This is a genomic window from Streptomyces sp. CBMA152, assembly GCF_014596475.1.
GTDB lineage: Bacteria > Actinomycetota > Actinomycetes > Streptomycetales > Streptomycetaceae > Streptomyces.
In genome coordinates this window covers 12,619-37,949 of record NZ_MECJ01000012.1, presented here as the reverse complement: position 1 = coordinate 37,949, position 25,331 = coordinate 12,619, and the positions used below count along the sequence as shown (strand labels likewise).

22 protein-coding genes and 5 pseudogenes are annotated in these 25,331 nt (G+C 67.1%); 13 read left to right on the top strand and 14 right to left on the bottom strand.

Annotation, left to right across the window (positions count from 1 at the left end; all coding sequences use genetic code 11):
* Window positions 1-41 precede the first annotated feature (41 nt).
* From BG418_RS11970 to BG418_RS11950, 5 genes are all read right to left on the bottom strand, one after another.
* On the bottom strand, window positions 42-467 hold the full coding sequence (locus BG418_RS11970; RefSeq protein ID WP_188273779.1) for a hypothetical protein: 426 nt from the start codon (window positions 465-467) through the stop codon (window positions 42-44).
* Between the two features lie 38 nt (window positions 468-505).
* Entirely contained in the window at window positions 506-967 is a 462-nt protein-coding gene (locus BG418_RS11965; protein ID WP_188273778.1) for a phytanoyl-CoA dioxygenase family protein, read from the bottom strand.
* A gap of 301 nt (window positions 968-1,268) precedes the next feature.
* Window positions 1,269-1,463, bottom strand: a complete 195-nt coding sequence (locus tag BG418_RS11960; protein ID WP_188273777.1) for a hypothetical protein — start codon at window positions 1,461-1,463, stop codon at window positions 1,269-1,271.
* Entirely contained in the window at window positions 1,463-1,735 is a 273-nt protein-coding gene (locus tag BG418_RS11955) for a hypothetical protein (protein WP_188273776.1), read from the bottom strand. The genes BG418_RS11960 and BG418_RS11955 overlap by 1 nt, the downstream gene beginning before the upstream one ends.
* 116 nt (window positions 1,736-1,851) lie before the next feature.
* Window positions 1,852-2,961: a methyltransferase domain-containing protein gene (locus BG418_RS11950; protein WP_188273775.1), complete on the bottom strand. Its 1,110-nt coding sequence runs from the start codon at window positions 2,959-2,961 to the stop codon at window positions 1,852-1,854.
* Window positions 2,962-3,280: 319 nt separating this feature from the next.
* Here BG418_RS11950 and BG418_RS11945 point away from each other — a divergent pair, with 319 nt between their 5' ends.
* Window positions 3,281-4,630: a tetratricopeptide repeat protein gene (locus BG418_RS11945; RefSeq protein WP_188273774.1), complete on the top strand. Its 1,350-nt coding sequence runs from the start codon at window positions 3,281-3,283 to the stop codon at window positions 4,628-4,630.
* Between the two features lie 276 nt (window positions 4,631-4,906).
* Here the strand turns inward: BG418_RS11945 and BG418_RS11940 are convergent, their stop codons facing one another.
* On the bottom strand, window positions 4,907-5,209 hold the full coding sequence (locus BG418_RS11940; RefSeq protein ID WP_188273773.1) for a hypothetical protein: 303 nt from the start codon (window positions 5,207-5,209) through the stop codon (window positions 4,907-4,909).
* A gap of 240 nt (window positions 5,210-5,449) precedes the next feature.
* Here BG418_RS11940 and BG418_RS11935 point away from each other — a divergent pair, with 240 nt between their 5' ends.
* The 3 genes from BG418_RS11935 to BG418_RS11925 are packed head-to-tail and all read left to right on the top strand — an operon-like array spanning window position 5,450 to window position 7,388.
* Window positions 5,450-5,701, top strand: a complete 252-nt coding sequence (locus BG418_RS11935) for a hypothetical protein (RefSeq protein WP_188273772.1) — start codon at window positions 5,450-5,452, stop codon at window positions 5,699-5,701.
* Complete coding sequence (locus BG418_RS11930) at window positions 5,698-6,279, top strand: RNA polymerase sigma factor (RefSeq protein ID WP_188273771.1); 582 nt, start codon at window positions 5,698-5,700, stop codon at window positions 6,277-6,279. Before BG418_RS11935 ends, BG418_RS11930 begins: the two co-directional genes overlap by 4 nt.
* Window positions 6,276-7,388, top strand: a complete 1,113-nt coding sequence (locus tag BG418_RS11925; protein WP_188273770.1) for a hypothetical protein — start codon at window positions 6,276-6,278, stop codon at window positions 7,386-7,388. The genes BG418_RS11930 and BG418_RS11925 overlap by 4 nt, the downstream gene beginning before the upstream one ends.
* Before the next feature lie 34 nt (window positions 7,389-7,422).
* Here BG418_RS11925 and BG418_RS11920 read toward each other — a convergent pair whose 3' ends face one another.
* Entirely contained in the window at window positions 7,423-8,607 is a 1,185-nt protein-coding gene (locus BG418_RS11920; RefSeq protein WP_188273769.1) for a hypothetical protein, read from the bottom strand.
* A gap of 297 nt (window positions 8,608-8,904) precedes the next feature.
* On the opposite strand from BG418_RS11920, the gene BG418_RS11915 reads away from it, so the two are divergent.
* Complete coding sequence (locus BG418_RS11915; protein WP_188273768.1) at window positions 8,905-10,317, top strand: hypothetical protein; 1,413 nt, start codon at window positions 8,905-8,907, stop codon at window positions 10,315-10,317.
* 467 nt (window positions 10,318-10,784) lie between these two features.
* Here BG418_RS11915 and BG418_RS11910 read toward each other — a convergent pair whose 3' ends face one another.
* Entirely contained in the window at window positions 10,785-10,985 is a 201-nt protein-coding gene (locus tag BG418_RS11910) for a hypothetical protein (RefSeq protein ID WP_188273767.1), read from the bottom strand.
* A 143-nt stretch (window positions 10,986-11,128) separates the two neighbouring features.
* Between BG418_RS11910 and BG418_RS11905 the strand changes: the two are divergent.
* The 3 genes and pseudogenes from BG418_RS11905 to BG418_RS11895 all read left to right on the top strand — a co-directional run.
* Window positions 11,129-11,274, top strand: a pseudogene (locus tag BG418_RS11905) (DnaB-like helicase C-terminal domain-containing protein); the annotation flags it as partial.
* A 129-nt stretch (window positions 11,275-11,403) separates the two neighbouring features.
* Window positions 11,404-11,658 carry a hypothetical protein gene (locus BG418_RS11900; protein ID WP_188273867.1) on the top strand — a complete coding sequence of 85 codons (255 nt, stop codon included), beginning with the start codon at window positions 11,404-11,406 and terminating at the stop codon, window positions 11,656-11,658.
* Window positions 11,655-12,029, top strand: a complete 375-nt coding sequence (locus BG418_RS11895; RefSeq protein WP_188273766.1) for a PIN domain-containing protein — start codon at window positions 11,655-11,657, stop codon at window positions 12,027-12,029. Before BG418_RS11900 ends, BG418_RS11895 begins: the two co-directional genes overlap by 4 nt.
* A 620-nt stretch (window positions 12,030-12,649) precedes the next feature.
* Here the strand turns inward: BG418_RS11895 and BG418_RS11890 are convergent.
* Together BG418_RS11890 and BG418_RS11885 are read right to left on the bottom strand one after the other, a co-directional pair.
* Complete coding sequence (locus BG418_RS11890; protein WP_188273765.1) at window positions 12,650-13,669, bottom strand: hypothetical protein; 1,020 nt, start codon at window positions 13,667-13,669, stop codon at window positions 12,650-12,652.
* 676 nt (window positions 13,670-14,345) lie between these two features.
* Window positions 14,346-14,759: a hypothetical protein gene (locus BG418_RS11885; protein ID WP_188273764.1), complete on the bottom strand. Its 414-nt coding sequence runs from the start codon at window positions 14,757-14,759 to the stop codon at window positions 14,346-14,348.
* Window positions 14,760-16,722: 1,963 nt separating this feature from the next.
* Here BG418_RS11885 and BG418_RS11880 point away from each other — a divergent pair.
* From BG418_RS11880 to BG418_RS11870, 3 genes are all read left to right on the top strand, one after another.
* Window positions 16,723-17,358 (top strand): hypothetical protein, encoded by a 636-nt coding sequence (locus BG418_RS11880; protein ID WP_188273763.1) that lies wholly within the window; start codon window positions 16,723-16,725, stop codon window positions 17,356-17,358.
* A gap of 2 nt (window positions 17,359-17,360) precedes the next feature.
* Window positions 17,361-19,238, top strand: coding sequence for a hypothetical protein (locus BG418_RS11875; RefSeq protein WP_188273762.1), 1,878 nt, complete (start codon window positions 17,361-17,363; stop codon window positions 19,236-19,238).
* Window positions 19,239-19,335: 97 nt separating this feature from the next.
* On the top strand, window positions 19,336-20,610 hold the full coding sequence (locus BG418_RS11870) for a Tat pathway signal protein (protein WP_188273761.1): 1,275 nt from the start codon (window positions 19,336-19,338) through the stop codon (window positions 20,608-20,610).
* A 31-nt stretch (window positions 20,611-20,641) separates the two neighbouring features.
* Here the strand turns inward: BG418_RS11870 and BG418_RS11865 are convergent.
* Window positions 20,642-21,356 (bottom strand): annotated as a pseudogene (locus tag BG418_RS11865) (IS5 family transposase); the annotation flags it as partial.
* Between the two features lie 97 nt (window positions 21,357-21,453).
* Window positions 21,454-21,675, bottom strand: a pseudogene (locus tag BG418_RS41155) (ISAzo13 family transposase); the annotation flags it as partial.
* Here BG418_RS41155 and BG418_RS11855 point away from each other — a divergent pair.
* Together BG418_RS11855 and BG418_RS11850 are read left to right on the top strand one after the other, a co-directional pair.
* Window positions 21,671-22,012 (top strand): annotated as a pseudogene (locus tag BG418_RS11855) (ISAzo13 family transposase); the annotation flags it as partial. The pseudogenes BG418_RS41155 and BG418_RS11855 overlap by 5 nt on opposite strands.
* A 95-nt stretch (window positions 22,013-22,107) precedes the next feature.
* Window positions 22,108-24,018 (top strand): phospholipase, encoded by a 1,911-nt coding sequence (locus BG418_RS11850; RefSeq protein WP_188273760.1) that lies wholly within the window; start codon window positions 22,108-22,110, stop codon window positions 24,016-24,018.
* A 6-nt stretch (window positions 24,019-24,024) separates the two neighbouring features.
* Here BG418_RS11850 and BG418_RS11845 read toward each other — a convergent pair.
* A pseudogene (locus BG418_RS11845) lies at window positions 24,025-24,441 on the bottom strand (ISL3 family transposase); the annotation flags it as partial.
* A 666-nt stretch (window positions 24,442-25,107) separates the two neighbouring features.
* Window positions 25,108-25,236 carry a hypothetical protein gene (locus BG418_RS40510; RefSeq protein ID WP_262928576.1) on the bottom strand — a complete coding sequence of 43 codons (129 nt, stop codon included), beginning with the start codon at window positions 25,234-25,236 and terminating at the stop codon, window positions 25,108-25,110.
* Window positions 25,237-25,331: the final 95 nt, after the last annotated feature.

The following is a 25,331-nucleotide window of genomic DNA, read 5'->3' as shown; positions in this document are numbered from 1 at the left end:
CCCCGGCCGGACATCCGGCCGGGGAACCCGCTGCAGCGCGGTTAGGCGATCAGCCGCCAGTGCGAGACGTCGATGTTCTCCAGCGGGATGCCCAGCTTCTGGTAGATCCGCTGGTGCATCGCCCCGAACCAGGCGTCACGCCGGTCGGTGAAGAACTCCTCGTGGTACCAGGCGACGCCGAGGATCACCGTGCCGCCGCCTGCCTCGCTGCCCTGCTCGGCCTCGAAGTACGTGGCGGCCCAGTCCCACAGCATGAGCTCTTCCGGACGCTCACGCAGCCGCCGGTCCGACTCCTCCAGGGCCTCGATGCAGCGGCGAGCCGTCGCCTCGTCGGGGCAGTAGTACGTGCACTCGCTCCGCACGAGAGGCTTCTTGTCGCCGCGCCGGGCGGCGTCGGTGTCCTCGCCGTTGAGAACGCGGACCCTGGTGGGAGCGTCCTGGTCGATGAACTCCTTGACGATCGTCATTGCTGTCTTTCCCCTTTCGTTCCGTTGGCCGATCGGGTTCACCAGCCGGACCCGGAGACCGGGTCGAGGCTGGGGCTGATGCCGCCGCGCGCGGTGTAGCCGCCGGGCGCGACGAAGCGGATGTTCAGGCCGATCCGGACACTCGTGCCGGTGTTCGGCCCGGAGCTGTGGACGGTGCGCGGGTCCATGAGGACGCCGCCGGTGGCCGGGACCGGAACCGCGATGCCCTGGACCACTTCGCCGATCTGGACGCCTAGGGCCCGGCCACGCGAGGCGCCCGAGTCCTGTTCCGGCTGGTAGGGCAGGTATCCGGCGCGATGCGAGCCGGGCACGATGCGCAGGCAGCCGGTCTCCTCTGTGGCATCGGTCAGGGCAAGCCAGGCCACCACCGACCGCTTGGGGTCGAGTTCGATGCGGTCGTTGATGCCGTCCTGGTGCCACGGCACAACGAAGTCGTGGCCGGGCCACTTGAGGACGGCGAACATGTTCTCCACCGCCATATCCGGGCCAACACCGCCTGGACGGCCGCCAGCAGGAGCGGCGATCTGACGGCTTCGCGCGCCCAGGCCTCGGAACAGTGGGGGTTGCGAAGGATCTCGGTGCCCGCAGTTTGGTGGGCGCGGGTCAGCGTGTCCGCCCAGGCGGCGACGGTGTCGGCCGGGGCCCATCCGTTGATGCCACAGAAGCCCTGGGGTGCGGACAAACCGAGGGGTCGGGTGATCACACGGGTCTCCTTACATCTGGGGGATGGTCGGTTGCTCCGGCGCCCGGGGCTTGTCTCCTACCGGGCGCCGGAGCGGTCTACGTGGACCCGGTGGGGGAGTGTGCGGCGGGTCCGGTGTCCGGCACGGACAACCCGACTCCCCGGCTGATCGGGTCGCTTTCGATCTCGTGCTGAGCAGTCATCCCGAGGAGCACGAGGCCCGACACGATCGCGCCCCACCACGCGACCCCGGCGACCACATCGCTGTCGACAACGAGTCGATGCCGCCCCATCAGTCCTGGCCTAACGCTCGGGCCGACTCGCGGGCCTCAACCGCGCGGCCGGTCTGGATATTGGCGGCGTACAACTGGCTGCCGCTCATCACCAGGTCCGTGCGGACGGTCGTACCGTCGCGGAACTGGACCTCGACCGGCATCCGGGCCACGCCGGTCTTCGGGGCGTAGGCGGTATCGCGTCGCAGCGGAACGACCTGGGCGACCATCGGCGTGAAGACCGGAGCCGAGGTGACGGGGGTCACCTCGCTGGCCGCGGTGCTGTGCGTCACCTCGGCGGTCGTGAGCGCCGTTCTTCCAGTACCAGTCGCGCGCATCGGGGGTCTCCGTGTTCCGTCGGTGTAGGGGACCCGGGTACGGGGGAGCCTCCACGCGTACCCGGGCCGATCTATCGGGAGCGGCTGACGACGTTTGCGGGGTCGTCCAGCCATACCCGGTGCTCGTACGGGGTGACGGTGAGGCGGAAGCGGTCCCGGACGGGCCGTCCCCGGTCGTCCCAATCGCGCCAGGCGGCCGCGACTTCGTCCCACAGGCGCCGGGACCCGTACTGGTCCGCCTCGAACTCGGTAGCGCCTTCGATGTGTTCGACGGCCGCCCACGAGTGGCGGTCGTCGCTGAGCAGCCACAGGGTGGCCTCGCCGGGGGCGTCGTCGTCGCGGCCGACCTTCGCCCACACCCCGGGCACCTTGAGCGAGATGTAGAACTCGGCGTCCGCATCGTCCACGAGAGACAAGGGATTGATGCGGGTGATGCCGGGGGTGCCGTCCTGTCCCTGGTAGACGTCGCTGACCTGCGCCATGCGGCCGCGTTGCTGGCGCGCCCACATGAAGTCGGGGTTGCCGGTGAACCGGCCGGTTCCCTCACCGCCGTCCACGTCCAGGACCAGGTACGAGTACGAATGGAAGCTCTCCCCGTAGGGGGCGACGATCCGGCCCCCGTCGGCTGTCTGCGCCAGCAGGGCCGGGGGGATGCGGCGCAGGGTGCACGTCGCGAGAATCTTTTGGTACGGGGCCCGGTGTGGGTGTCCGGCGAGGCCGTCGCCGTGCAGGAAGGTCGGTTTGTACCCGGCCAGTCGCAGGTTCTGCCGGGCCTGCCGGAACAACGCTTCGTCGTACTCGATCGTGGTGACCTGCTCGTCGCTGAGCTGTTCGCACAGCCACGCGGCGTTGTAGCCGGTCGCGGTGCCGATCTCGAAGACGGTGTCGTCGTCCTGGATGCTGGCGAGCTCCAGGGTTTCGAGCATGACGCTGGGCTTCGACGACGACGAGGTGGGATAGCCGGGGCCGTCGTCTGCACCGTCGTCCCACTGGGTGACGATCGGAACGTCCGCGTAGACGGTCGCCGCCCACTGGACGGGGTCGGTGAAGCGGTCGAGGTCGCGGGTACGGTCGGGGATGAACATTGCCCGGTCCACCCGACGCACCGTGTGCGCCCACCGGTCAGGCAGTACACCCCGGGCTTGAAGGGCCTTGGCGAGATCCTTCTGCGTGGTGGTCACAACGGCCTCACTTCTGCAGCGGCTTCGGCGGCGGGGGGAGGTTCGGCGGTTTCTCGCGGTGCCCGTCCTGCGGCGCGGTATCGGGCTTTCCGGAGTGCTTTCCACCTGCCATGGTCTTCTCCTCTGAAGGGGTGCGGGGTCGTACGAGCAGGCGACTGCCCCGGTCCGGGGAGATCGAGGTGACGGGAAGCACCTCGCCGGCCTCGGTCACCTCGTCGGTGGGGTGGTGGCATTGAGTGAACCGGCGCGCTGCACATGCCGGAACTGGCCTGCCAGGGTGGGGAGTTGAAAGCCTTGAATTTCAGGGAGGAGCCCTGCCATGACCGGCGACCGCAGTCCGAACACGCTGCTTGAGCAGTTGATGAGTGAGGCGCGGTGGACGAACGGGGAGCTGGCACGGGCGGTAAACCGCGCCGGGACCGAGGCGGGGCTGGAGCTGCGGTACGACGATTCGTCGGTGTGTCACTGGCTGTCCGGGACGATGCCGCGTGCCCGGGTGCGTCCGCTGGTCGTGGAAGCGTTCGCCCGGCGTCTTCGCCGTCCAGTGACCCCGGCAGAGACAGGATTCCGTGGTCCGCAGGGCGCCGGTAGCAGCGCTGGCGTGGATACGGCGGCGGCTCTGATCGAACTGGGGAGCGCGGACATGGACCCATCCCGCCGGTCGGTACTGGGGGCCGCCGGACTGTTCTCGGCGGCCCTCGTGCTGGGCATCCCTGAGTACGCCGACGCCGCCGACCGGTTCCAGGCCGTACGCCGGGACCCGCATATCAGGATCGGGTACGGCGAAGTCGACGCGGTGGCCGCGATGACGGAGAAGATCAGCGAGATCGACGACGAGTTCGGCGGCCGCACCGCGCGCCCGATGGCCGCCGCGTACCTGGTCAACACCATCGCCCCCGCGTTGCGCGCCCAGGCTCCCGAGGACGTGCGGCGGGCGATGCTGTCGGCCGCCGCCGACCACCTGTACCTGACCGGGTACATGGCGATGGATGAACGCCTCGACGGCCTCGCCCAGCGCTACTACACCAAAGCGCTCGAACTCTCGTCCGCCGCCCGGGACCATCTGACGTACTGCACCACCTTGCGCGGGATGAGCGTGCAGGCTGTCGACCTCGGCCATGCCCACCTGTCCGTACGCCTTGGGGACGCCGCCTCCGCCGCGTCTCCGGAAGCGGGGCCCAGGATGCGGGCGTTCCTGGCTGGACAGCAAGCCCATGCCGCGGCCACCGACGGCGACCGCTCCACTGCCTTGGTGAAGATCAAAGAGGCGGAAGTCGCCATGGAGAAAGCCGAATCCAAGGCGAAGGCGTTCGGGTCCTACGACCCTTCCTCGCTCGCCTACCACGTGGCCCAGGTCCGCCACGCGCTCGGCGACAGGCGCGCGGCCATCGAGGCGTTGGAGGAGTCCGACCGCTCCCGGCACGCGGTCTACCGGCGCGGCCGGGTCCGCCACCTCGGGCTCCTCGCGGAGCGCAAGCTCGAAGTCGGGCGACTGGATGAGGCGTGCGGGCACTGGCATCAGATGCTCGACGAGCACCCGCACGTCCAGTCCGGCCGGTGCGATGACCGGTTCCGCGCGATGCTCGCCGCCGTGAAGCCGTACACGGCAAACCCACAGGCGCGGGAGGTGCACGAACGAGGCCGCGCTGCTGTCGCGTCTCGTACTTGAGCCGCGGACCGAGGTGTCTTCCGGCCGCGTACGAGAGAGCCTGGCCACTGGCCAACTGACCGGGACAGCAAGCCTCGCGGCTTGGTGCCCGCCATGTTGTGCATGTGCGGCATGTCGCTGCGGGCTTCGACGAACTCGGCCAGAGTGAGCCCGCCGGGCAGGCCGTTGTCCCCGATAATTCGGTAGGACGGCCGGTCAGGGTCGTAGCCGCGGCGTTCCCTCATCGCTTTGTGGAAGGCCGCGTCGTACATCCAGGACATCAGCTGGCGGCGCCAGTCAGTGTGATCCCCGATGCCTATGTATGCGGGAGTCGGCGTACTCAGGCAGACGGACTTCCGCGAGGTCGCCGAAGTCGATGCGCAGGTCGGTGAGCGCACGGCCGGCGCGATGGACATCGCGGTCGTCGTACATCCAGCGCGCCTTGTGCTTGTAGCCGCGCAGCGCCACGTCACCGATGACGATGTGGCCGTGGTGGATCAGCGACTTGGTGCGGAGCAGAAGGTCCGGGACCAGGGGGAGCACGCAGTTCTGGGTGAGGTCCCCGAAGGTGGCGCACGCTGATTTCGGGCTGATGAGCATGGCCGGATGATGGCAGCCAGCTCTGACATCGGACCGGCCCTCCCGGCTGTATCCCACGCGGGAGAGGGGTCTGCGCGGGCGCCGAACGGTGAAGACAGCGGCTAGTGACGTGTGTCACTAGCCGGGTGACCTGCGGCAACTCTTTTTGTTTCTGGGGGAGTTCACGCTGGTGGGACCTGTGGGCTCTTAGCTCATGCCGGGCCTTCTGGGGGTCCGCGCCCAACGGAGAGGGAGACCCGCGTGGACTCGGCAACGGTCGTTGTCACCATCATCTCGATCGTCACGGCGAAGGGATGCGGACTGCTGGGGTTGTGGCTGCGGCTGCGCTGGCGGGTGCAGCAGGAACTGGCCCGGCAGCGGTGCTTGACGGGTGCGCTTCGGGCCGCCGGGGCCGGCGGCCGCCTCGAGGTTGAGACCTCGGGCATGAACGGGCAGCTGCTGCGGATGCGTCTGCTCACAGCACCGGCCGGGAAGGCACGGGGTGGCGTATGAGCGAGGACGACCTGGCGGGTGGCGGGGATTTACCGGCCCCGTCGTCACCCGCCCGGTGGGGAGCGCTGTATCAGCAGGGCCGTCAGCAGTGGGCAACCGACCAGGAATTCTCTGCGTTCTACCGCAGTACGGTGCGCCCTCTGGTGGCGTTTTTGGTAAATCACGGCGCCAGCGTGGCCGATGCTGCCGACATTGCCCAGGCCACGATGGTCAAGGCCTACCAACGGTGGGATGACATCCAGCATCCCCGGCCGTGGGTCTATACCGTCGCCTCCCGCTCTCTGGTCCGCAAGATCTCCGATGTGCGGGAGGACCTGGTCGACGAGGTTCCCGAACCGACCTCGTTGCTGCCCCGGACCGATGCGGTGAGCGAATGGGAATGCCAGCAGAAGACTCTGCACGTCCTGAGGGGCCTTCCGGCCAGACAGCGGCAGGTGCTCGCGTGGACGTTCAGCGGGTTCACCCCGTCCGAGATCGCTGAGCAGCTCCACCTCACTCCGGAGGCGGTACGGGCGAGCCTGAAGAAGGCCCGTCGGGCAGCAGTGGAGCGGCTTTACAGGTGGGAGGAGGAGCAGTGACCGGTGACGAGATCACGGTCGGCGACGGTGGTGTTGTCGAGGGCTGGATCGTTGATCAGCAGAGTCTTCTTCTCGATGCGGTCGGTGGTTTTTTGGATGTCGAGGCCGGTTTGCGGGAGGTGCTGCTGCACTCAAGCCACAAGACCCTGGTGGAAGGCCTGGATGCTGTGGTTAACGTCGAAGCCGGACTCGCCGCGATCCTCCCGCAAACGCCTCTGGCCAGGCACCTGCCGGTGCCAGTCGCTTCCTCATCCCGCGAGCCTGCTTCAGTCCGGGAGGTCCTGGCGAGGGTGAGCCCTGGGGCTCGGATCGCCCTGCGTGTACGCCCGTCTGTCGTTGCGGGGTACGAGGCGCTGGAAGCGCTTGATGTGGCACTCACGGACTGGCAGCAAGTCCACAGACTGGTCCGTCGGCTTGATGGCGTGCTGTCTGGCAGCGTCGTGGACGACTTCGAGCAGGCACGGACCCTCTCGCGCAAGCTCCAGCATCGTGCGGAGCAGATCTGCGACGTGCTGTGGGAAGCGAAGGGTTTCGTGCGGCACGGCTTTGACGAGGCCCTTGACGCGGTGCTTGTGGACATCCGGCGAGTATCGGGGGAACTTGCCGGTGCGAGCGGCCTGGCTGTTGAGTTCTCTTCCCCTCCCAGGGCGAGCAACCGCCGGTTTTTTCTGGAGGCTCGTGCGGCGCGGCGGGCCGAGCGTGAACGAGCAGAGCAGCTCAACCAGTTTGTGGACCGCCCGCGCGCCCTCGTTGACGACTTGAGTGCCCTTGTACGGCGGGGCGACTGGGCTGTCCGGCACCTCAGCCATGAATGCTCCGAGCGGGTGCGCGGGATCTTCATCCATGAGCTGGATGTCCACGACTTCCCCGTACTCGACTTCGCGCAGGTGAAGGCGTTTTTGGACGACTTCACCACAGCCGACCTGCGCACCGCTGTGCTGGCGGGCGTCGACTTGGACGGCGTGCGCTGGTCCGTCGCGAAGACCCGCTGGCCGGCATCTACAGATGTCGAGGACCTCAAGGCACGTTCAGTCGCCTCCCCTCCAGGAAGCGGGATCTTCACAATCCGCTCTGGGACGGCCACGATCTGCGAACCGGTCGACGCATAGGCCGCCCCAGAGCCGCTGGCACCGGCGGTGCTGGTCACCGGCGCCAGCGCCAAGGGAGCAGGCGGCTCCAGGAGAACCGGCGCCGGGGCGTTGCGGGGACGCGGGGGAGGGGCGGGTGCGGCGGGGCGGGCGGCAGGACGGGGCGGGGCGGCACCGGCAGCGTGGGGGCGGCCGCCGGTGCCAGCGGCACCGATGGAGCGGGCGGGCGAGCTGCCTGGTCCGCTGATGCGTCAAGGGGGAGCGGGTCGGGCACCGCGCTGTGGGCCTCGGCTGCGGGGCGTTGGGCGTTGTCGAGGGCGAGGCGGCGGCGGTGGGCTTCGCGGCCGTGCTGGGCGCTTTCCAGGGCGGCCATCAGATGGAAGGCGGGGGCGGGCCGGAATCCGGTGTGCTGGCCTAGGACGAGCAGGGGGACGGGGATCAGGCCCCACCAGGCGGCGCCGTCGCCCGGGTAGGGATGGGAGATCTTCCAGTCCCGCGCCCAGGACGCCACCTCGCCGCTCCAGTCCTCGCCTTCGAGGACGGGGTAAGTGCCGGGGTGGCCACCGTAGGGGATGAGGACGGTGTCCTGGGTGATCCAGCAGACCGCGCTGCCCACCTTGATGATCTGCCGTTGGGCGGGGGTGGGGCGGACCTTGTGGTGGGTGTCGGGCTTGCCGTGGGGGCGGACGTTGACGGTGCCGGCCGCCTCGTAGTGCAGCGAGTCGGTGCGGTCGAAGAACCACCAGTGGATTGCCTTCTGCCCGTACTGGGTGCGCACGGCCTGCAGGCGAGCGTCGACGGCGGGCTGGGTGAGCAGGCGGCGCGGCCGGTCGATGACGACCACGTCGTCGCCGCGCCTCACGACCAGGGCCGGGGGCAGGTCCCAGCGCTGTCCGGCGAGATGGGGGTCGATCTGGAGGCAGATGGTAGCGCCGGGCAGGGCGCGTACCAACTGGTCGCGGAGATCGAGGATGACGGTGAGGTCGGCCTGGACGTCGGCCTGGCGGGGGGCGGGTGCACTGCACCGGTCGGTGCCGGGGGTGCTGGTGTCGTGGCGGAAGCGAGGCGTGAAGCCGGAGTGCTCGGTGGCCGGGCCGGTGAATATCAGCTGGGCACCGCAGGCGCAGCAGCAGTAGCGGCCGGCGGCCTTGCCGCGGGGCAGACGCCCGGCTGCGTCTGGTTCGCGGCGCAGGTCGATGACCCGGCCGCCGTCGCCGGTATCGATTGCGAGTTCGCTCATGCGGGGCAGTTTGCTGCGCGAGCGGCCACCGCGTGATCGTTTCACGGGGATCGTCAGCTGTCCGGGGCCTGCGGTGCGGGCCGCGACGCGGCGGGATCGGGTGGCGGCCAGAGTGGCGGGGCGGGTCATGCGGGGCAACTCCCAGGGGACGAGGTCGGGTTGGGGAACCGGGTGGTTCCAGTCATGAGCCTTGCGCCCTGGTGTGTGTCCGGCACTTTGTCCGTACCCTTCGACCAGGTGAACTCCGGACAAGGAGCTCTTTGTCCGGGACACGGCCGGACAAAGCCGGGGGGCGCGATGGCAGGCCGCAAGGGCCGGGGACGGGCATGGGCGCCGCTGCGTGCCCAGACGGAGCAGGCCGCTCAGCTAGCCCAGTTCCTGCGCGGCCTGATCGATCTCCACGGCGTCACGCTGCGGCAGCTGCAGGACTCCGTGATGTACGGGAAGTCGACGATCAGCGACAACCTGAGCGGGAAGGTGCCACCGAAGGCCTTCGTCGATGCCGTGGTCCGGGCCGTCGTCACCGAGCCCCGCAAACAGGCGCTGGACCTCGAGAAGGCGTTCCGCCTGTGGGAGGCCGCCAACAAGCCGCCCGCCGCGCCACCCGCAAAGGCTCCGGCCGCCCCGGGCGGGGCACTCGCGGTAATCGAGAAGACCAACGACCGGCTCGCGGTCATGACCGACCGCGCCCTCGAACTCGAACAGGAACGGGTCAGCGCGCACCAGTTGACTCTGCTCCTGCTGCGCCTGGTGGCCGGCCTCCAGTCGCAGCTCGATGAACTGTCCGCAGCTCCGGCCGCCGTACAGGAGCAGATCGACACCCTGAGCGAGCAACTGCGCGTTGCCAAGCAGGAACTCAAGCTGGCCCGCCAGGCGCGGCAGGAAGCTGAAGTTCTCGCCAGCCGCGCCCAGTCCAAGGCCACCGTCCTCCAGGAGGAGCTCGCGCAGCTGCGTACCTCGATGCCGACCACCAGCATCGACGTCGCCCCCAACGTTCAGAGCGCCCAGCTGCCGCCGGAACTGCAGGAGGAGTACTTCCTCGCCGACGTCGACCGGGCGCTGCGCACCGCCGAAGACTTCCTCAAGGACGGTGTCCAGCGCCGCGAGCGCATCGCCGACGACCTTCCCGAGGGCCAGGACTCCGAGCAGGCCCGCCAGCTTCAGGTCTGGCAGACCATCGCGTTGTTCACCGGCCGGGCTCTGGGCGGCCTGCTGATAATGGGCGGCGCGATGCTCGACTACGCGATCACCACCCGCATCGGCCGCACGTGGAGCGGGTTCGGCACGGGCCTCTCCCTGGCCGGCGTTTTACTGCTGGTCGACCCGTGGGACCTGTACTTCCAGTACTGGCCGCTGCTGCGCGCGAAACTGCATCGGGAGGAGGCGCCCTACGCCTGGAGCGTCAATCTCAACAGCGTCTTCAGCCGCCTGTTCCGCGTGGCATGGGGTGTCGGCTCCGCCGTCGCCGCGGTGCTCAGCGTGGCGACCGTGTTCTGGTGGTCTGCGTGGCTGCTGCTGCTCACCGTTCCCGCTGCTGGCTTCTTCTGGATCGGCACCGTCCTCAGCGACAGCACTCCGCTCGTTGACGTGATGCTGGTGCTCACCAAGCAAGTTGCCCGGTTGTTCCCCGGCACCCCGCTCGCTGAGGCCTTCCAGATCGGGGCGGTGCCCACCTCCAGGCCGTCGTCCGCGCCGGCGACCGAGCGCTGATCCGTCCCCGTTCTCGCCGCATGATCGGCTACGGCGGTGACAGTGCAGGTCAGCGGACATATGAGGGTTCCGGGCTCCGAGTGGCGCAAGCCTTGGGGAAGCCACTGACCTGCGTTGTCACCGTTCTTTCGCCCTCTGACCGTGTTGATCGTCTGGTGTGAGGCGCTGACCTGGGCTGTCGCCGGTGTCACCGGTGTAGCCGTTGGTTCGGCAGGTGCGTTATGGGTGTTGACCTTTGCTCGGCCGCTGCGGGCAGTTAGGGGGAGGGAACCCACCGGCAGCTCGGGGCGTGTCCCGCGCAGTGCGGGCAGAGCTCGGTGACGGAGGTGAGGGGGAGTCCGTACACCCAGCGCAGGCACGAGGCGGAGCGCAGCGGCCCCGGGCTGGCACCACGCACATCGCAACGGGCCCGGCACGCGAAGGCCCCGAGCCGTTCATCGGCTCGGGGCCAGGGGGCTTGCGGTGGATTACAGCGTGCGGGCGGGCTGCACGGCCGGCTCGGAGCCGGGTCTGGAGGGCGTGAGCGCGGCCAGATGGCGGTGGGCTACCGAGTCGGCGCCGAGGAGCAGCGCGCTGGGGGTGAAGTGCGGTGTGCCGAGGTGGTGTTCGAGCGGGGGGAGGTAGTGCCAGCGCAGGCCGGGGCACGTCCTTGATCCCGACCTCCTCACCCACCGCGGCACCGCTGATCGTGGCCAGGTTCACCGAGAGTCAGTGTCGGCCTTGCGCGGCACCACCTCCCGCGAAAGTCACCGCACCGTGGGCTTTCCCCCGCGCGAACTCCGCGACCTGCAACTCCGCCTCCGCACCGAGCCTGCGTGAGTCGGGCAGCCAGGAGCAGGACGCCGACATCGTCATCCTGTTGCACCGGCCGGACGCGTACGAGAGCGCGTCGCCCCGGGCCGGTGAGAGGGCGATGGGCTGGTGGCCAAGCACCGCAACGGGCTAACTGCGGAAGTGTGCTTCTGGGTGGTTCCGGTAGTGCTCCAGGCCTCGGGATGGCTGCTTCCTTCAGGGCCTGTCCGGTTCATGGCGCCAGAGAGGGAGAAGTGCAGACCGATCTGCTCTACCGGCGGTAGAATCGTTGGTATGAGTAAGCCGACGAGCATCAAGACCAGTGAAGAGGTGCGCGATCGTCTGCGCACCCTCGCTGAAGAGCGCGGCACCACCATCATGGAGCTGCTGGAGGAGCTCGCTACCCGCGAGCCCACGGCTGCCGAGCGCGAGCAGCGCGCCCTGGAGGCCGCCCGGGAGCTCGGGATCGAGTACAGCGAGCAGGTCAAGGAAGCCGGCCAGGACGCCTGGGCGAAGATCCGTGCCCATCAGGGCGGCGCCGCCGCATGAATCTGACGGCCGTCCTGGACCACACCGCCTTGACCGCTCTCTACCGGGCCGACCCGTTTTTCATCGGCCTGTACATCGAGGCCTCGCGTGGAACCGGCCGCGTCCTGGTCCCGTCGCTGTCCGTTCTGGCTGCCGAGCGTCAAGTGGGAGGAGCGGGCAGGCACGCCGCGTCGCTGCGGTTCGCGGAAGCCGTCCCGTTCAGTGCGGCGCACGCCGTGGATGCGATGGACTGGCCGGGTGTGGAGTGGCCGGTGGCTCATGCGGCGGCGATCGCCTGGCAGGCGCTTAAGTCGGGTGAGCCGCTCACGGTCCTGTCGCTGGAGCCTGAGTTGTACGCGGGAACGGGCATCACCCCGCTCAATCCCACCTGACCGCGTTGCCTCCGTCGCCGGCGCACATCGCACGGGCAGCCGACGGCAGCGTGGACTCCAACGGCTCAAGGCCTCAAGGCCTCAAGGCGGATGAGCGTTTAGCTGGGATGGTGGATTGCCAATGATGCAGGCAGAGAAGGAATTCTGTTGCGGTACTCGGTGGAGGCTCGTGCGTCCACCGGCAGAGGGGATGACGAATTGAACGCCGACGAGCAACGCATCGGGTGGTCCGGCAGAGTACGGCGTGTGTGGGAGTCGCTGCGGGGGAGGGGCGGCTGGTACGTGGTCTTCTGGCCGGACGGCGAGCCGTACAGCGATGAGCGAGCTGTTCTCCTGCGTTCCGCCCAGTTCCGGTGGCAGGCCGCGCGGTGGGTCCGGACCTCTGGCGTTTGGCTGCGCTCACCAATCCAAGTCACGCCGCACGACCTAGCCCCGCAGTACGCGTCGCGGCGACCTCTCTACCCATACCCTGACCGGCCCCTTGCCATGGACGACCATGTTGAAGGTTCCCTGTCCGGAAATTCTGACGTCCGAGGAAACTGAAGTCGGCGCACGACCGCAGGGGCGAGCCGAGGGCCGCATGGGCTCGAATCGCCGCAGACTTGACGTCGCATGAGTGTTCATCCAGCTCGCGGATAGCTTGCGGCGGGGCCGACGGTGCCGGAGCCGAAGCGGGTGTTGAGCGCGCCCACGGCCTGCTCGGCGCGCAGCCGGTGCTCCCGGGCGGCGTCGAGGGAGAGCTGCTCGGCGACGGTGGCCCCGTCCATCAGCTGCTCGCAGCGCACGGCGACCGCCCGCACCCGGGCCCGCTGAAGCCCCAGAGCCCGGTACATCTCGTACGTGATGTCGCGCAGATCGTCGGTGTGCGCGGACGGGCCGCCGGGCAGCTGGCGGCTGCGGTGCAGCTGGGTGCGGTCGGCGAAGATCACCGTCATCGTGACGGCTTTCGCCGCCTGCCGGCGACTGCGCAGCCGCTCGCCCAGCTCAACCGCCAGCGACAGCAGCGCGGATCGCACCAGCTCCGGCGCCAGGGTGTCGGTGGGGAAGCGGCGCTGCGCGCCCACGCTGTACGGCAGCTCGGCCGGCACCACTTTGCGCCGGTCGATACCGCGGGCCCGGTCCTGCAAGAGTTGGCCGGCCCTCCCGCCCAGCACTCGCCTCACCGTCTCCTCCGGCAGGCTCGCCAGCAGCCCGATCGTGTGGATCCCGTACGTTGTCAGCGTCCGCTCCTGGGCTCTGCCGATGCCGTGAAGCTCACCGACCGGCCGGGGGTGCAGGAACGCGGCCACCGCCTGCGGGCTGGAGCCGACGGCACGCACGCCGCCCCGCTCCGGCTCCCGGGAGGCCATCGCCGCGACCGTCCAGTTGGGCCCCACCCCGATCGTCACCGGCAGGCCGTACAGGGCCAGGGCCCGCGCCCGGATCATCCGGGCCAGCTCGGCAGGGTCACGGTCGAAGAACCGGATGCTGCCGCAGGCGTCCGCCACGGCAGCGGACGGCGGCAGGGCCTGCACCACCGGCGTCACATCCGCCACCAGGCCGAGCAGCAGGCGGTACAGCTCGGGATCGACATCGCGCGGGCAGCGCAGATGGAGGATCGGCGACCCGGCCCCCACGGTCTGGTCGTGCTGCTCGTCCATGGCGACACCTCCCACCCCCCACCGTAATCGAACAAGAATCGAACATATATGATCTGGGGCGACGCACACACGGCTTGCCCAAGCCCATCGGGGGCTTGCCCACCCGCCACCGCCGGAGCTTGCCCAGCCACCTGATCAGCGGAATCGCCCAGGGCTCGCCGAGGGACGCACCGTTGGCCGACAGTCCGGGCTCTCCTTCGCGGCCGAGAAGGACACCCTGCGCCGCATGTTCGCCGACTGGCTCGCCGAGGTGGGCATCCTGGTCCTCGTCGTACGCGGCTCCGGTTCCCGGTCCGACGCGTACCTCGTACGGGCTCGTGGCCAAAGACTCGTGCCCTTGCGGTCCTGCTCTCGCACAAGACGTCGGCTGCTCCGGCGTCGGCGATGAACGCGCCTGGGCGCACGCAGCAGTTGCCCAGTCCAACGCCTTCCTCTCACCGGCGAGTAGCCCCGCGCCTACGCCGTGCCCCGCACTCGACGGTCAGAGCCTGTGCGAGATCCTCCGATTTGGAGGTGGGGCGTTGGCCAGGGGTTGCTACGGAGCTCGCTCCGGCAGCAAGCTCAGCAAAAAGCTATGGAGAGCCCGGTCGTGCGAGCGCGGCCGGGCCGCGCCGTGAGGCGGCGCCTTTGTCTGCGCCGCCTCCGGCCCACTGCGGGAAGTTCTCGCACAGGCAGGTCAGCCGCGGAGCTGGAGGTTGATCGTCTTGGTGACAGTCACCAGGGCAGCTCCCCCTCCGACCCTTCGCAGGGACACCACCGCCAGAGCCGGGCCCGTGTCCCACGATTGCAGCGGGGTGCTCGCCTCGACGCCGATGGCGTAGTTGACGTTGCTGGCCGGGCAGGAGACGACGGACCCGCCTGTTCCGGTGGCGGGGATGAGATGCTCCAGCTCCTGGGACAGGACGACCTCGATGACGGCCCGCCCTTCGGGGTAGTCACACGAGAATTGCCCCCGGACGACTGCCCCCTGGGTTCCGTAGATGGCTCCGTCGTCGTTCACGGACAAGCGCGTATCGGCCTGGGCGCTGGTGGCCAGGCCGAGAGCGAGCAGGGGCGCGGAGAGAGCGGCGAGCACGCGGGCTTTCTTCACGGCGGTCCTCTTTCGTTGTGCGGTCGACCAGCCCTTTTCCCCACCCCGTAGATCGACTACCACATTTACGGATGGCGTCCGTCGGGTGGTGTAACAGCGATCTCTGTCGCCTCGCTTCGGCCGATCGGATGCACCCGCAATTCACCGCACCCCGCCTCTGACCCGGACCTGCCTGTGCGAGAACTTCCCGCAGTGGGCCGGAGGCGGCGTAGATGCCTTCGGAACAAAGGCGCCGCCTCACGGCGCGGCCCGGCCGCGCTCGCACGACCGGGCTCTCCATAGCTTTTTGCTGAGCTTGCTGCCGGAGCGAGCTCCGTAGCAACCCCTGGCCAACGCCCCACCTCCAAATCGGAGGATCTCGCACAGGCACTCAGCGGGCCGCCCCTGTCGGCTGGCCGGTGCCCGGCATAGATGAAGACCGGCCGGTCCAATGGGAGTTCGAGGCCCTTGAACCGGCCGAACTCCAGCGCCTCGTGCTCGGCGCGGCGGAACGGCATATCAGTCGGGCCCGCTGGCTCGGCAGCTCGCCGAATCGGCGCCGGTTCGACGGCCCGGCCGGCCCGTGCGGCGTGGGCAAGCCGTTCGGTGACAGGCCCGGCGGAGGGTTGCACCCACAGTTGTCTGCACAGTTGTCTGCACGGGTGCACCCAAGGGTGCTCCGGAGGTACTACCGGAGGTGTGAACCCCCCTTTCGTGATCTTGAGTGTTTCCCCAGGTCAGTCCCTGTGGGCAAGCTACTTTCCTGCGCCGACACCTCTTTCTCCGCGTAAGTCGGAGGAAGAGGACCTGGTTCGGCACGGCCCGGCATGGCCCACAGTTCAGCTCAGTTCGGCTTCGACTCGCTCTCCCTCCGGTGCCTGGCCGGCTGGGGTCGTCGCTGGATTAGGCCGTGTCCGGTGGGTCGTTTGTGCTGATCAGGGTGGTCTAGTGTTCGCTGGACCCTCGACAAGTCTCATCGTTCCTGGTCAGGAGGCACTTTCGCGTTCACGGCACGGTGACCGCCCTCACCCCAAGTGAAAGCGCGAGGTTAGGGGCGTGTTGGGTCGTTCGGGCGGCGACGCTGCCGCAGGCGCGGGCGATCGATCCTAGCTGTAGGGCCACAGGGTGAGATCCGTTGTAGTGGTTAGCGAATTGGTTCCAACTGGATTGCTCTGTGGTGAGTTGTCTGGTTTGCAGTCCCGCGAGGCCGTACATGGCTGCAGTGTGGTCGGTTGTCGGGTCCTGTGCGGTCCCGTAAAGGTGACCCAGGGCAACGGTCTGGCCATCGAGGGGGAGTCGTGTGCCTTCCGGAAGGCGTGTGAGGTTGCTGCATGCCCTGCCGTCGGGGGCGGCTCCGCTGTTCTGCACCGTGGCAGCAGGGGGTTCCAGCTATCCCTATTGCGCTGATAGGTGCGATGTGTCACAGTAGGTCTCGATCGTGGTGCACGGTGCGCGAAGGCGCCCGCGGCAGAGGTTCCCCTCTCTGTAACGCACGCTGTGGTGTAGGTGCAAGCTCGCCGATCCGGTATCACGCGGGTATTCGCGAATGCACCCATGCGCTGCCCCCACGCCGTTGGCGTGGATCTTGGCTGCCGTATAGCGGTAAAATGTGTTCCCGATGCTGGACGTCCCCATGAGCTGCCGCTCGTCTTGTGGCGCTGAGCTGCAGGCTGCCCGGCAGGCTCGCCTGTGCTGGTTTTCCCGCTTTCCGCCTCGCTGAGATATGCCGTGTGTTCAGCGGCATCGCCAACGCGCGCTCCGCTCCTGCTGGGGCGGCCAAAGCGATCACAGCCCCTTGTCGGGGCCGCTCCGTTGAGGCGAACGGCTGAGCCCTCCGTCACCGCCAGGCTGCCCGCTTGATCCCCCGTCAGCGCACCTGCTCATCGCGCATGTCTTTCTTCCGCTGCATGCGGCACCAGGGCCATTTGCCGGTGCCGCACGCGGTTGTGCTGTGACTCTTTCCCTTCTTTGAGGAGCGGTCTCCATGCAGCCTTCACGTGCCGTCGCGCCTTTATCAACCGGTGAGGGTGATGTCAAGAAGCCTTCTTCCGGGCACACTTATGTGCTCATGGTCGAGTATGACTCCGAGTTCGGGCTCGACCAGCTTCCTCTGGTCGGCCAGGACATCCCGCCGGTGAAGTTCTCCGGCCTGCGGACGGTGGTCGCCTCTGCGACGCTCACGCCCGAGCAGATGCAAGCGATCAATAACCAGCTGGGGCAGCTAGGAGGAGAGCGTCCCCCCTCGTTACCGGAGGACAAGGTCACCAAGGGAGCGACATTCCACGCGACGTGCACCGTGCCGGGCATGGCCCAGCACACCTTCCGCCTCCATCTGGGCGGCTCCGAGTACAAGGGCACCAAGCCGCGCGGCACGGCACCCGCTCTCCCCCAGGGGGCGCGCAACACCACGGCTCCGGTGCTCCTGGCCGCCCAGCCAGTGCCACGGAACACGCCGACGGCCCCGGACGCGGTCCCCGCGGCGCCCGCCGCCGCATGGCTGAACGTCGACAAGACGTTCGGCCCGCGCTCACTGTGTCGTCAGTTTCCCATGTTGACATTGTCACGCAATTCATATGCGACACCTTCAACATTTGCCCGACCTGTTTCTCGAGGGAGATAGTGATGCTGGTAGCTGACATCGAAAAGCAGGCATCCAGCGGAACGCTGGAACTGTCCGACGCGGTTCTGGGGCTGGGGGCGAGATCGCGAGCGGTGTTCTCCGATGCAAATCTCGGCACTACCTGGCGGGTTAGGGATGCCAAATTTGACAGATCTTCCCTATCGGTCTCGGGTACAGCGCAATTCGACAAGGCCGAGCGGGGGGTGAGAGTGGAGTTCGTTTCTGACCGGGACGAAAAGGTGATCGGATTGGTCATCTACGCCGATCTGGCCGGCCGCTGGGACCAGTTGGCAATCGGTCCCCAAATGCGCACCCCGGACATAAGCGTGTTCAAACCGCCGGAAGTGCACGATCCCGAAGCGCCGAAAGTGCACCATCCCGAAGCTCTTATTATGCTTGCCCCCCAGCCGTGGCGCGAGGATCCTATCGTTGGTGCCTGCTTCCACTTCGATACGCCTGGCACCACCGGTGGGCGCGGCACAACCGGTGTAGCAGGCACAGCAGCAACGAACCGTATCCATGTCATAGAAGTCGGCCAGGATAACTACAGGCTGCGTGGCAAGTTCGCGCCTATTCCGATCTCCGCCGGACTATCGGAATTGTCGGAATTGGTGTTCGGCACGGAACTTGGCACGGTGAAGTGGCCCGACGGCGTTGGCGGCTGGGTCAAAGATCTACCGGTTTCCGTAACTGATCTCGATGTGCAATACGACACCAGAACCAAAAAGGTCAACCAGATCGCCGTATCGGTCGGCGTGGTGGGAAGCGCCGGAACTCCGCTGGTCACACTTGCCGACATGATCGAAATCGACGCCGTGGAAGTCACTTTCAGCGGCCCGCAGAACCTGGAGACAGGCATCACCGTGCGCGGTGCCCTCGACGGCTACTCCGTGGTCCTGGACGGCAGGTATTCCCCCGGTCATGGCACTCGGCTATCTGGCCGCTTCAAGCTGCCTGGCTCCATCAAGGGCAAGGGCTTCACCGGCGGCTGCCCACCTGAACTCGACCTCACCGGTGCCGACGACAACACCCTGGAAATCCAGATCAACCCCGCCGCCAAGGAATACAGTCTCGAGTGTCTGCTCGGCGGCACGAACCCTGTGTGGCGGCTCAACGACAATCTCGCCGTCACCGACCTGTCGCTGAACGTCGCCGGCAGCGGCAGCACCCTGACCTACACCGGTTTTTCCGGAGGTCTGAAAATCGCCGACACCACAGTCCGCCTGATGGGTCATCGCGGCGACATCAGTTGGACCTTCAGTGGTGAACTCGAAAACCTGCCTCTGGCTGAATTCACCGAGTGGTTCAATAATTCCTTCACAGTCTTCCCCTTTCAGCTGCCCGCCACCACTATCAACACACTCGGCATCAGCGTCACCAACAGCAGCCTGCAACGTGTATTCGGTTTCACGCTGGACACCGCATTCGACACGAGCGCGCCCACCCCTGCGAACCTCACTGTCCGGGTCGACCTCACTCAAACCCGCTCTACGCCCGAGGCCGGCTGGAGCCAGCTCGATCTCGAAGCCGGTGCCGAGCTCCAGTTCGCCCTTCCGGGCACACCCGACCTCACGCTCAGCCTCGTCGGCGATCTCACATACGGGACCGGGGCCGATCCCTACTGGACACTCACCGGCAGTTTCACCACCACCGATGACACTCTCACCGTCGCCACCCTCCTCACCGCCCTCGATATCCCCGTTGCCGACTTACCCGCCGTCTTTTCCGGGATCGACCTCAAAGATATCACCGCCAGTCTCACCCATTCGAACGAAGGCCACGCCCTAGCATTCAACATCGCCGATACCCACATTACTTACGTGTCCCTCAAGAAAAAAGAAACCGCCACAACGGCGGTCGACCTGCTGGTACCGACCTGAAGCAGCCCGCTTTTCATCCGTTCGACAGTTCGACAGGAGCAGGAAATAACAGAAGCCGACGCCTGGGCCGTTTCGCGGAATAATTAAAGGACGATCAATGGACAGAACATACACCGTGTGCTTCAGCGGGACATCGTGCACTCGTGATGAGGGCGAGGAGTCACGCTCTGATAGTGACAAGCGGATCTACAGCAAAGAAACCGGCTATATCCCGGTCCGTATCCACATGGAGATCTCCGGCGACCGCTTGGAAGCCACGAATCCCAGCGTGATCGTGCGCGGCGTGGGAGCGAACGACTGGGGTAACGTAGATATCAGCGACGCGCTTACCTTGAATGCTCCGCTGAATATTCCCCCGGGCCTCAAAAAAGTTACTGAGAAGTATTCGCGGGGCGATCGGCGGTCTGATATTGGCGTTAAGATGGACACTGCCATCGGTCGGACGTCGGCGGCCGCCCTTGCTCTGCATGGCGCGAACCTGGCTGCCGCCAGCGATGCGACGGCGTATAACTTCATCGGGCACAGTCGGGGCGCCGTGGAATGCATGATGGCCGCCTGGTTCCTGTATGCCTACGGTGGGGCAAAGAAGGACGTCCCCGTGCGCATTTTCGCGATCGATCCGGTTCCTGGCCCCGGAACGTGGTACTCGATCATGACCAAGCTGGCCCCGAACGTCACCAACTACGTTGGGATCACCGCCTGGGACCACATCGGCGAATCCCTGGACGGACTCTTCGACCCCGGACTTGTGCCCAAGCCCAACGCGAAGATGGCACGGATCAGCACAGCCGAACCGGATGTGAGGAAGCTGAACAAGCTGGGATGGACAGACCTTGCCGACAGCTACCTGAGCGGGCGCGCGAACCCGCTGGAACCCGCCAAAATCGCTGGCACCCCTCAGCCCGACGGCTATCGGCTGTTCGCGTGCCGTGGACGACATGCGACGGTCGCCGGGAACACGACCCGTGACGGGAAGTACGACCCGACCAACGCCGACACCAGCGTCGCGCGGGTTCCGCACCTGGTCTACAAGATGGCCAGGGCCTATCTCACGGACTGGGGAACGGTCTTTTCACAAGCGTCGGCTGTTGATCTTGGTGCGCTGGAGCTGCGGCAGAGGATTAACCTCGATCACGGCGCCTTCGACAAGATGGGCGGTGGGTCGCGGCGCGACAAGGTCGTGCTCGGCGATTTACGCACCGCGATCTCGGGACGCGACGGCGCCGTACGGCACGTCTCGTCAGCCTACGGCAGAAACCCCACGAACAAGAAGTACCTCGAGGACGTGGCCGGGGACCCTTCATACCGCCAGCCCTATCCCGTGACCGCCCAACGCACCGGCGCCGGCTGGGTACACTGGACCTATCTTTAGGGCCTGTGGGCCTGTCCGGCGGATCATGGGCGGACCTGCGCTTGTAGATCGTCTTGCCGAAACCAGTGAGCCGATCGCCCTTGCTGCCGTGCGCTTGGCGGTTTGCCCGCTGGTTCCTCGGTTCGGGGATGGTGTGCTTGATCTGGCGTCGTCGCAGGGCGGTTGCGGCAGGAGGGATACGCCTTGTCGCCGCTGACGTGGTCCGGTCGGGTGCGGGGGTGTCCGCCGCCGGGCCGGCCGACACGGGTGCGGTCCATGACCGGGATGAACTGCGGGGCGCCACCCCGTTGGCCCGGCGCGATGGGCAGGGCCGGCGGGCGGCGTCCGCCCTCACCGGCGAGGTGGATTGTGTAGGTCAGGCCGCCCCGGGAGCCGTCCGAGTCCCTCGTCGGGGCGGCGCTGGCGGGGCGTGCGTCTTGTCCCGGCACTCGCGGCCGCGCCTTCGAGCCCCAGCGGCTGACCATCGACCAGTCGATACGGCCCTCCGCGTCGGCGTCGACCAGGACGGCCGCGAAGGTCTGGTCCCAGGTGCCGTCCGCCGGCCAGCGTCTATGGTGCTCATAGACGGTCTTCCACTTGCCGAAGCGAGCAGGCAGATCCCGCCACGGCGCCCCGGTCCGATTCCGGTACAGGATCTCGTTGATGATCCTGCGATGGCTGGCTCAACGCCCGCCACGCTGCCCAGACTCCGGCAGACGCGGCTTCAGCCGGACCCACTCATCATTCGTAAGATCTCCCCGCCCCATGCACATGCCAGCGAGCCGGGGCATGGCCAGTTGCAAGATCCGCCGGGCAGGCCCTGGCCACGAAGTCGTCGTCAGCACCCATCGGAGCGACCACGACACGCAGCCAGGCAGGCAACTTGTCACAGGCCGGGAAACGCCCGAACTCGGCACTGGGCGGGGGTGGTTCAGGGGCAAGGGGTTCGGGGCGCAGTGTGTAGTTCCACGTGCCATGCCACTCGTGCGGCGTCCGCGGCAGACGCTCCATGACGCTGTCGGGGACGGTGACGCCGGTGGGGTAGGCGCCGGCGTCGAGCTCGGAGTGGACGGACAGCCCGCTGCGTCACCCCAGCCTCACCGGACTCGAGCCTGCCGCCTTCGACGAGCTCACTGCCCGCTACCAAGCCTGGTGCACCGAGCACCCGCCGACCTTCCTGCCTGGCAAGCGCCCCGGCGCAGGCCCCGGAGCCGGCGGCAGACGGCTCTCCGCCGCCGACCAACTCGTCGTCTTCCTCCTCAAGAAGTGCTGGTCCATGGACCAGGCACCGCTCGCCGAGGCAACCGGCCTGCCCAAGAGCAGGATCGGCGCGACCCTCCGGGAGGCCACCCCCGTACTCGCCGCGCTCGGACACACCGTCTCGACCGGCGCCCGCACCGCGACCACGGCCCCACAGCTCGCACCAGCACGAAGCACCAACGCCAAAAGCATGACCCGATTCCCTCCGACACCAGACGTAAACCTACTTCAGACTCGAAACGCTAGGGGAGACAAGCCATGGATGAAAGCGTCAAAGTCAAACATCTGCCCAACGAAGCCCCTAACTATATCCGGCTCATGGACACGCCGCGGGTCTGGGGAAGGCCGTTCGGCCCGGCGATCATGCAGCAGTCGTGGGCCCGGCAGGGCGAGTTCCAGCGGGCATTGGAGGAGGTCGTCCAAAAATCTCGGTATCGCTGCGACATAGCGTCTCTCAACGCCCCGGATCCGGCTTGGGCCGGCATCATTCTCGGTGCCATGGACACCGCGCTGAGCCAGAAGATCCTCCGGCCCGCGCCCACACAGTTCCGGTTCCTGTTCGGCCAGACGCCAACGGCGCTTAAAGAATACGGCACCCCTGAGAACTACACGCTGTTGAAGCAGGCTGTCATCCGCATGGTCCTAGAGCGGAGAAAACACTGGACGCACCTCCCAGAAATCTGGTTGGGGCGTTACTACCAGGTGGCGGGCGGAATAGCGGCTGCCATCAACTGGAAACTCTTCGGGGACATTGTAGAAGCACCCGACGAGAGGATGACCTGGAACCACTCGAAGATCATTGTCGCCGACGCCACGGAGGTACTGGCCGGCGGGCACAACCTGAACATGGACCTGTTCCTGAGCTATCCGCCCGTGCACGACCTGTCGGTCGTGGTCCATGGGCCAGCAGCGGCGGACGCGCACACCTATTTGGATAAGATGTGGGCTTGCGGAAAAGACCTGCTGGCCGTCGAGCGACTCGAGGCACTCAAAAGCACGAAACCGAAATGGGAGGATCATACCAACACCCAGACCCGGCCCACCAACCCGCTCAAATCGCCGAATACAATCGAGAACGTCCGTAAAAGTCAGCAAGAGATTGTGGAATTGCACCAAGGCGTCGCCCCTGCGGTGTCGGCTGGTTCACCGAGCCCGGTGCCCCGCGACCAGTACCAGGTGCTCGACGGCGACCTCGACACAGACGTCTTCCCCGTGCGACAGACGTTCGCGGGATACGACGCGCTCGGCGAATATAAGCTCGCCACCAGATACGGGTCGGTGGGTAAGTACTGGTCCAAGACAGAAAAAGGGGGGTACGAGGACGACTCCGGGAAAATGAAGGAAGACCTCATCCTGGGCGCGGAGCGCACTATCAAGATGTCGCAGATGGACCTCATCAGCGCGTGGAAGAAGAATTGGAAGGACCACGTCGTTTGCCACTCGATCCTGAAGGCGTTGCTGGAAAAGAAGGATTTGACCGTGCAGGTGGTGGTGTCACCACTAGATGCCGGGGCGGGTGCGGGGGGAGACCAGTATTCGTTCGGATCCGGCGCGGTCCGCACATTCTCACTGATGCGCTACTACATGCTGCACGACGCGGAGACCGACGACGAGCATCCTGACCAGGACAGGCGACTTGAAGCTTTGAGCCGACTGTTCATTGCCCCGTTCTACTACACGGATGTCCCATCCCGAAACACCGTCGAGGGCAAGACCTACAAGTGGCCGCATCTCCCCACGGCGGGTTTTACCGCCACGCTCAAGCAGCCGCCACTGAGCGAGCGGCGCCCGAAGGAGGGCGTGATCGGCGATGCCTATGAGGCCGCGCAGAAAGGGAAGGGTTTTGAATTTGACCTTCTTAAATTGAGATTGACATCCACGACGGTTCCCTCGGCACCCGGAAATCACGCGAAGCTGATGGTGATCGACGACGAGGTGTACGTGGTCGGGTCGGACAACCTGTACCCAGGGTTCCTATCGGAATTCAACTACGTCATCGAGGGCGAAGAAGCGGTGGCCGACCTGCTCGAGAACTATTGGAATCCGCTGTGGAGATATGCGAGCAGGCATGCCCTGTCCGGTGGAAGGCCCGGTTCGTGTTGTGGGGGACCGGACAAATGCTGGTGTACTCGTGACCTGGCTCCCAGGGGCCTTTGCAAGCTCGTGTGATGGCGGGGTTCGTCGGGAGTGCCCCGTGACAGGGTGTGTCAAGCGGAGCGTGAGCGCGGCGTTCTCGGCGTCGCGGTCGCGTTCCAGTCCTCTGGTGAAGGCGTGCATGTGGGGCAGGTCGGCGCCGCGGACCTGAGTGATCCAGTGCGTGAGGGCGTCGGCGTTGTCGGCGTGAGGCGCAAGGAGCGGGGCGAAGTCTCGGATGCCGGTGGCCAGTTGGGTCATCTCGGGGCAGGCAGCGGTGAGGTTGTCCAGGAGCGCGTGCTGTTCGGCCTTGAGGTTGTCCGGCCTGGTCAGCAGCATCCGGGCGAGCCGGCGCGGGGAGATATGGCTGCGGTCGGCGTCCGCGCGGCCCTGGTTGATGTACTTGTGCAGCAGGTTCAGACAACCGGTGAACCCGAGGGCCTTGATCTCTTCGAAGTGTGACTGGGCGAGGTACCTGTCATCTGGTCGCGCGAACTGTCACCACGACCCTCTCGACGGCGAGCGGGACACGCGCACCCGCTCTGAGCAGCCGGTTCGCTCCCGGCGGTGGTGACAACAACCGCGACAAGGCGAGGCAGGTGACAACTATCTCGCCCAACTGGTGACAGATAGCGCGCTCAAGGCGAGCCGAACACGCAGGTCGCGGTGCGCGCCTGGTGACGACTACCTCGCCCAGTCACAGCAGGGCTGGTCCGAGGTGTCGTTGGCTTCCAGGCACAGGCGCGTCCCGTCGGTGAAGTGCGCCGGTGGAGCGTCCAGTGGACCGTCATCCCCCACGAGCGCGACCAGCTCACCGGGCGCCACGGCGTGACCGTGTACCAGTGACCGTTCGGCGAGCGGGCGATCAGCGCCGCTTTGACCCCGTCCTGGTGGCCCGTGATCGACCCGCCGGCACTCTCCACCAGCGTCCCCGCGCTGCGTACCCACAGGGTCACATCCCCCGCGCGGACCCGGGCGTCGGGTGACGCCGGAACAGCTGCTGCGCCGACCAGGAGGGACGCCGCCACGGCGGCGATCACTGTGCGTTTCATGCCTGGCCAACCGGCCGCGCCCCAGACGGTCACGGGTGTCGGGCACGATCACCCGTCCGGGAACGCGGCGCGCCTACGCCGCGTCGTCGGTGATGTCGCCGACCACCTCACCGGTGCGCCGCGACCGGGCCCGTACGACGTCGTACGGCGCCCCGTCCGCTCGCTCGGCGAGACGGATCACCACGCGGCCGACGCGGGCCACGAGACCGGTGTCGAGGCTCCGTCGATCGGCCCGGCAAAGAGGAAACACATCCATCTCGTTCCGCGTGCTGCGGGTGAACTCCCGCCTGCGCCCTG

Coding starts and splice junctions, on each gene's coding strand:
- BG418_RS11920 (WP_188273769.1), bottom strand. CDS start 8,607: ATGAGCGAACTCGCAATCGATACCGGCGACGGCGGCCGGGTCATCGAC.
- BG418_RS11965 (WP_188273778.1), bottom strand. CDS start 967: ATGGCGGTGGAGAACATGTTCGCCGTCCTCAAGTGGCCCGGCCACGAC.
- BG418_RS11875 (WP_188273762.1), top strand. CDS start 17,361: ATGCTGGTAGCTGACATCGAAAAGCAGGCATCCAGCGGAACGCTGGAA.
- BG418_RS11915 (WP_188273768.1), top strand. CDS start 8,905: ATGGCAGGCCGCAAGGGCCGGGGACGGGCATGGGCGCCGCTGCGTGCC.
- BG418_RS11850 (WP_188273760.1), top strand. CDS start 22,108: ATGGATGAAAGCGTCAAAGTCAAACATCTGCCCAACGAAGCCCCTAAC.
- BG418_RS11895 (WP_188273766.1), top strand. CDS start 11,655: ATGAATCTGACGGCCGTCCTGGACCACACCGCCTTGACCGCTCTCTAC.
- BG418_RS11880 (WP_188273763.1), top strand. CDS start 16,723: ATGCAGCCTTCACGTGCCGTCGCGCCTTTATCAACCGGTGAGGGTGAT.
- BG418_RS11940 (WP_188273773.1), bottom strand. CDS start 5,209: ATGCTCATCAGCCCGAAATCAGCGTGCGCCACCTTCGGGGACCTCACC.
- BG418_RS11900 (WP_188273867.1), top strand. CDS start 11,404: ATGAGTAAGCCGACGAGCATCAAGACCAGTGAAGAGGTGCGCGATCGT.
- BG418_RS11960 (WP_188273777.1), bottom strand. CDS start 1,463: ATGGGGCGGCATCGACTCGTTGTCGACAGCGATGTGGTCGCCGGGGTC.
- BG418_RS11945 (WP_188273774.1), top strand. CDS start 3,281: ATGACCGGCGACCGCAGTCCGAACACGCTGCTTGAGCAGTTGATGAGT.
- BG418_RS11930 (WP_188273771.1), top strand. CDS start 5,698: ATGAGCGAGGACGACCTGGCGGGTGGCGGGGATTTACCGGCCCCGTCG.
- BG418_RS11870 (WP_188273761.1), top strand. CDS start 19,336: ATGGACAGAACATACACCGTGTGCTTCAGCGGGACATCGTGCACTCGT.
- BG418_RS11890 (WP_188273765.1), bottom strand. CDS start 13,669: ATGGACGAGCAGCACGACCAGACCGTGGGGGCCGGGTCGCCGATCCTC.
- BG418_RS11970 (WP_188273779.1), bottom strand. CDS start 467: ATGACGATCGTCAAGGAGTTCATCGACCAGGACGCTCCCACCAGGGTC.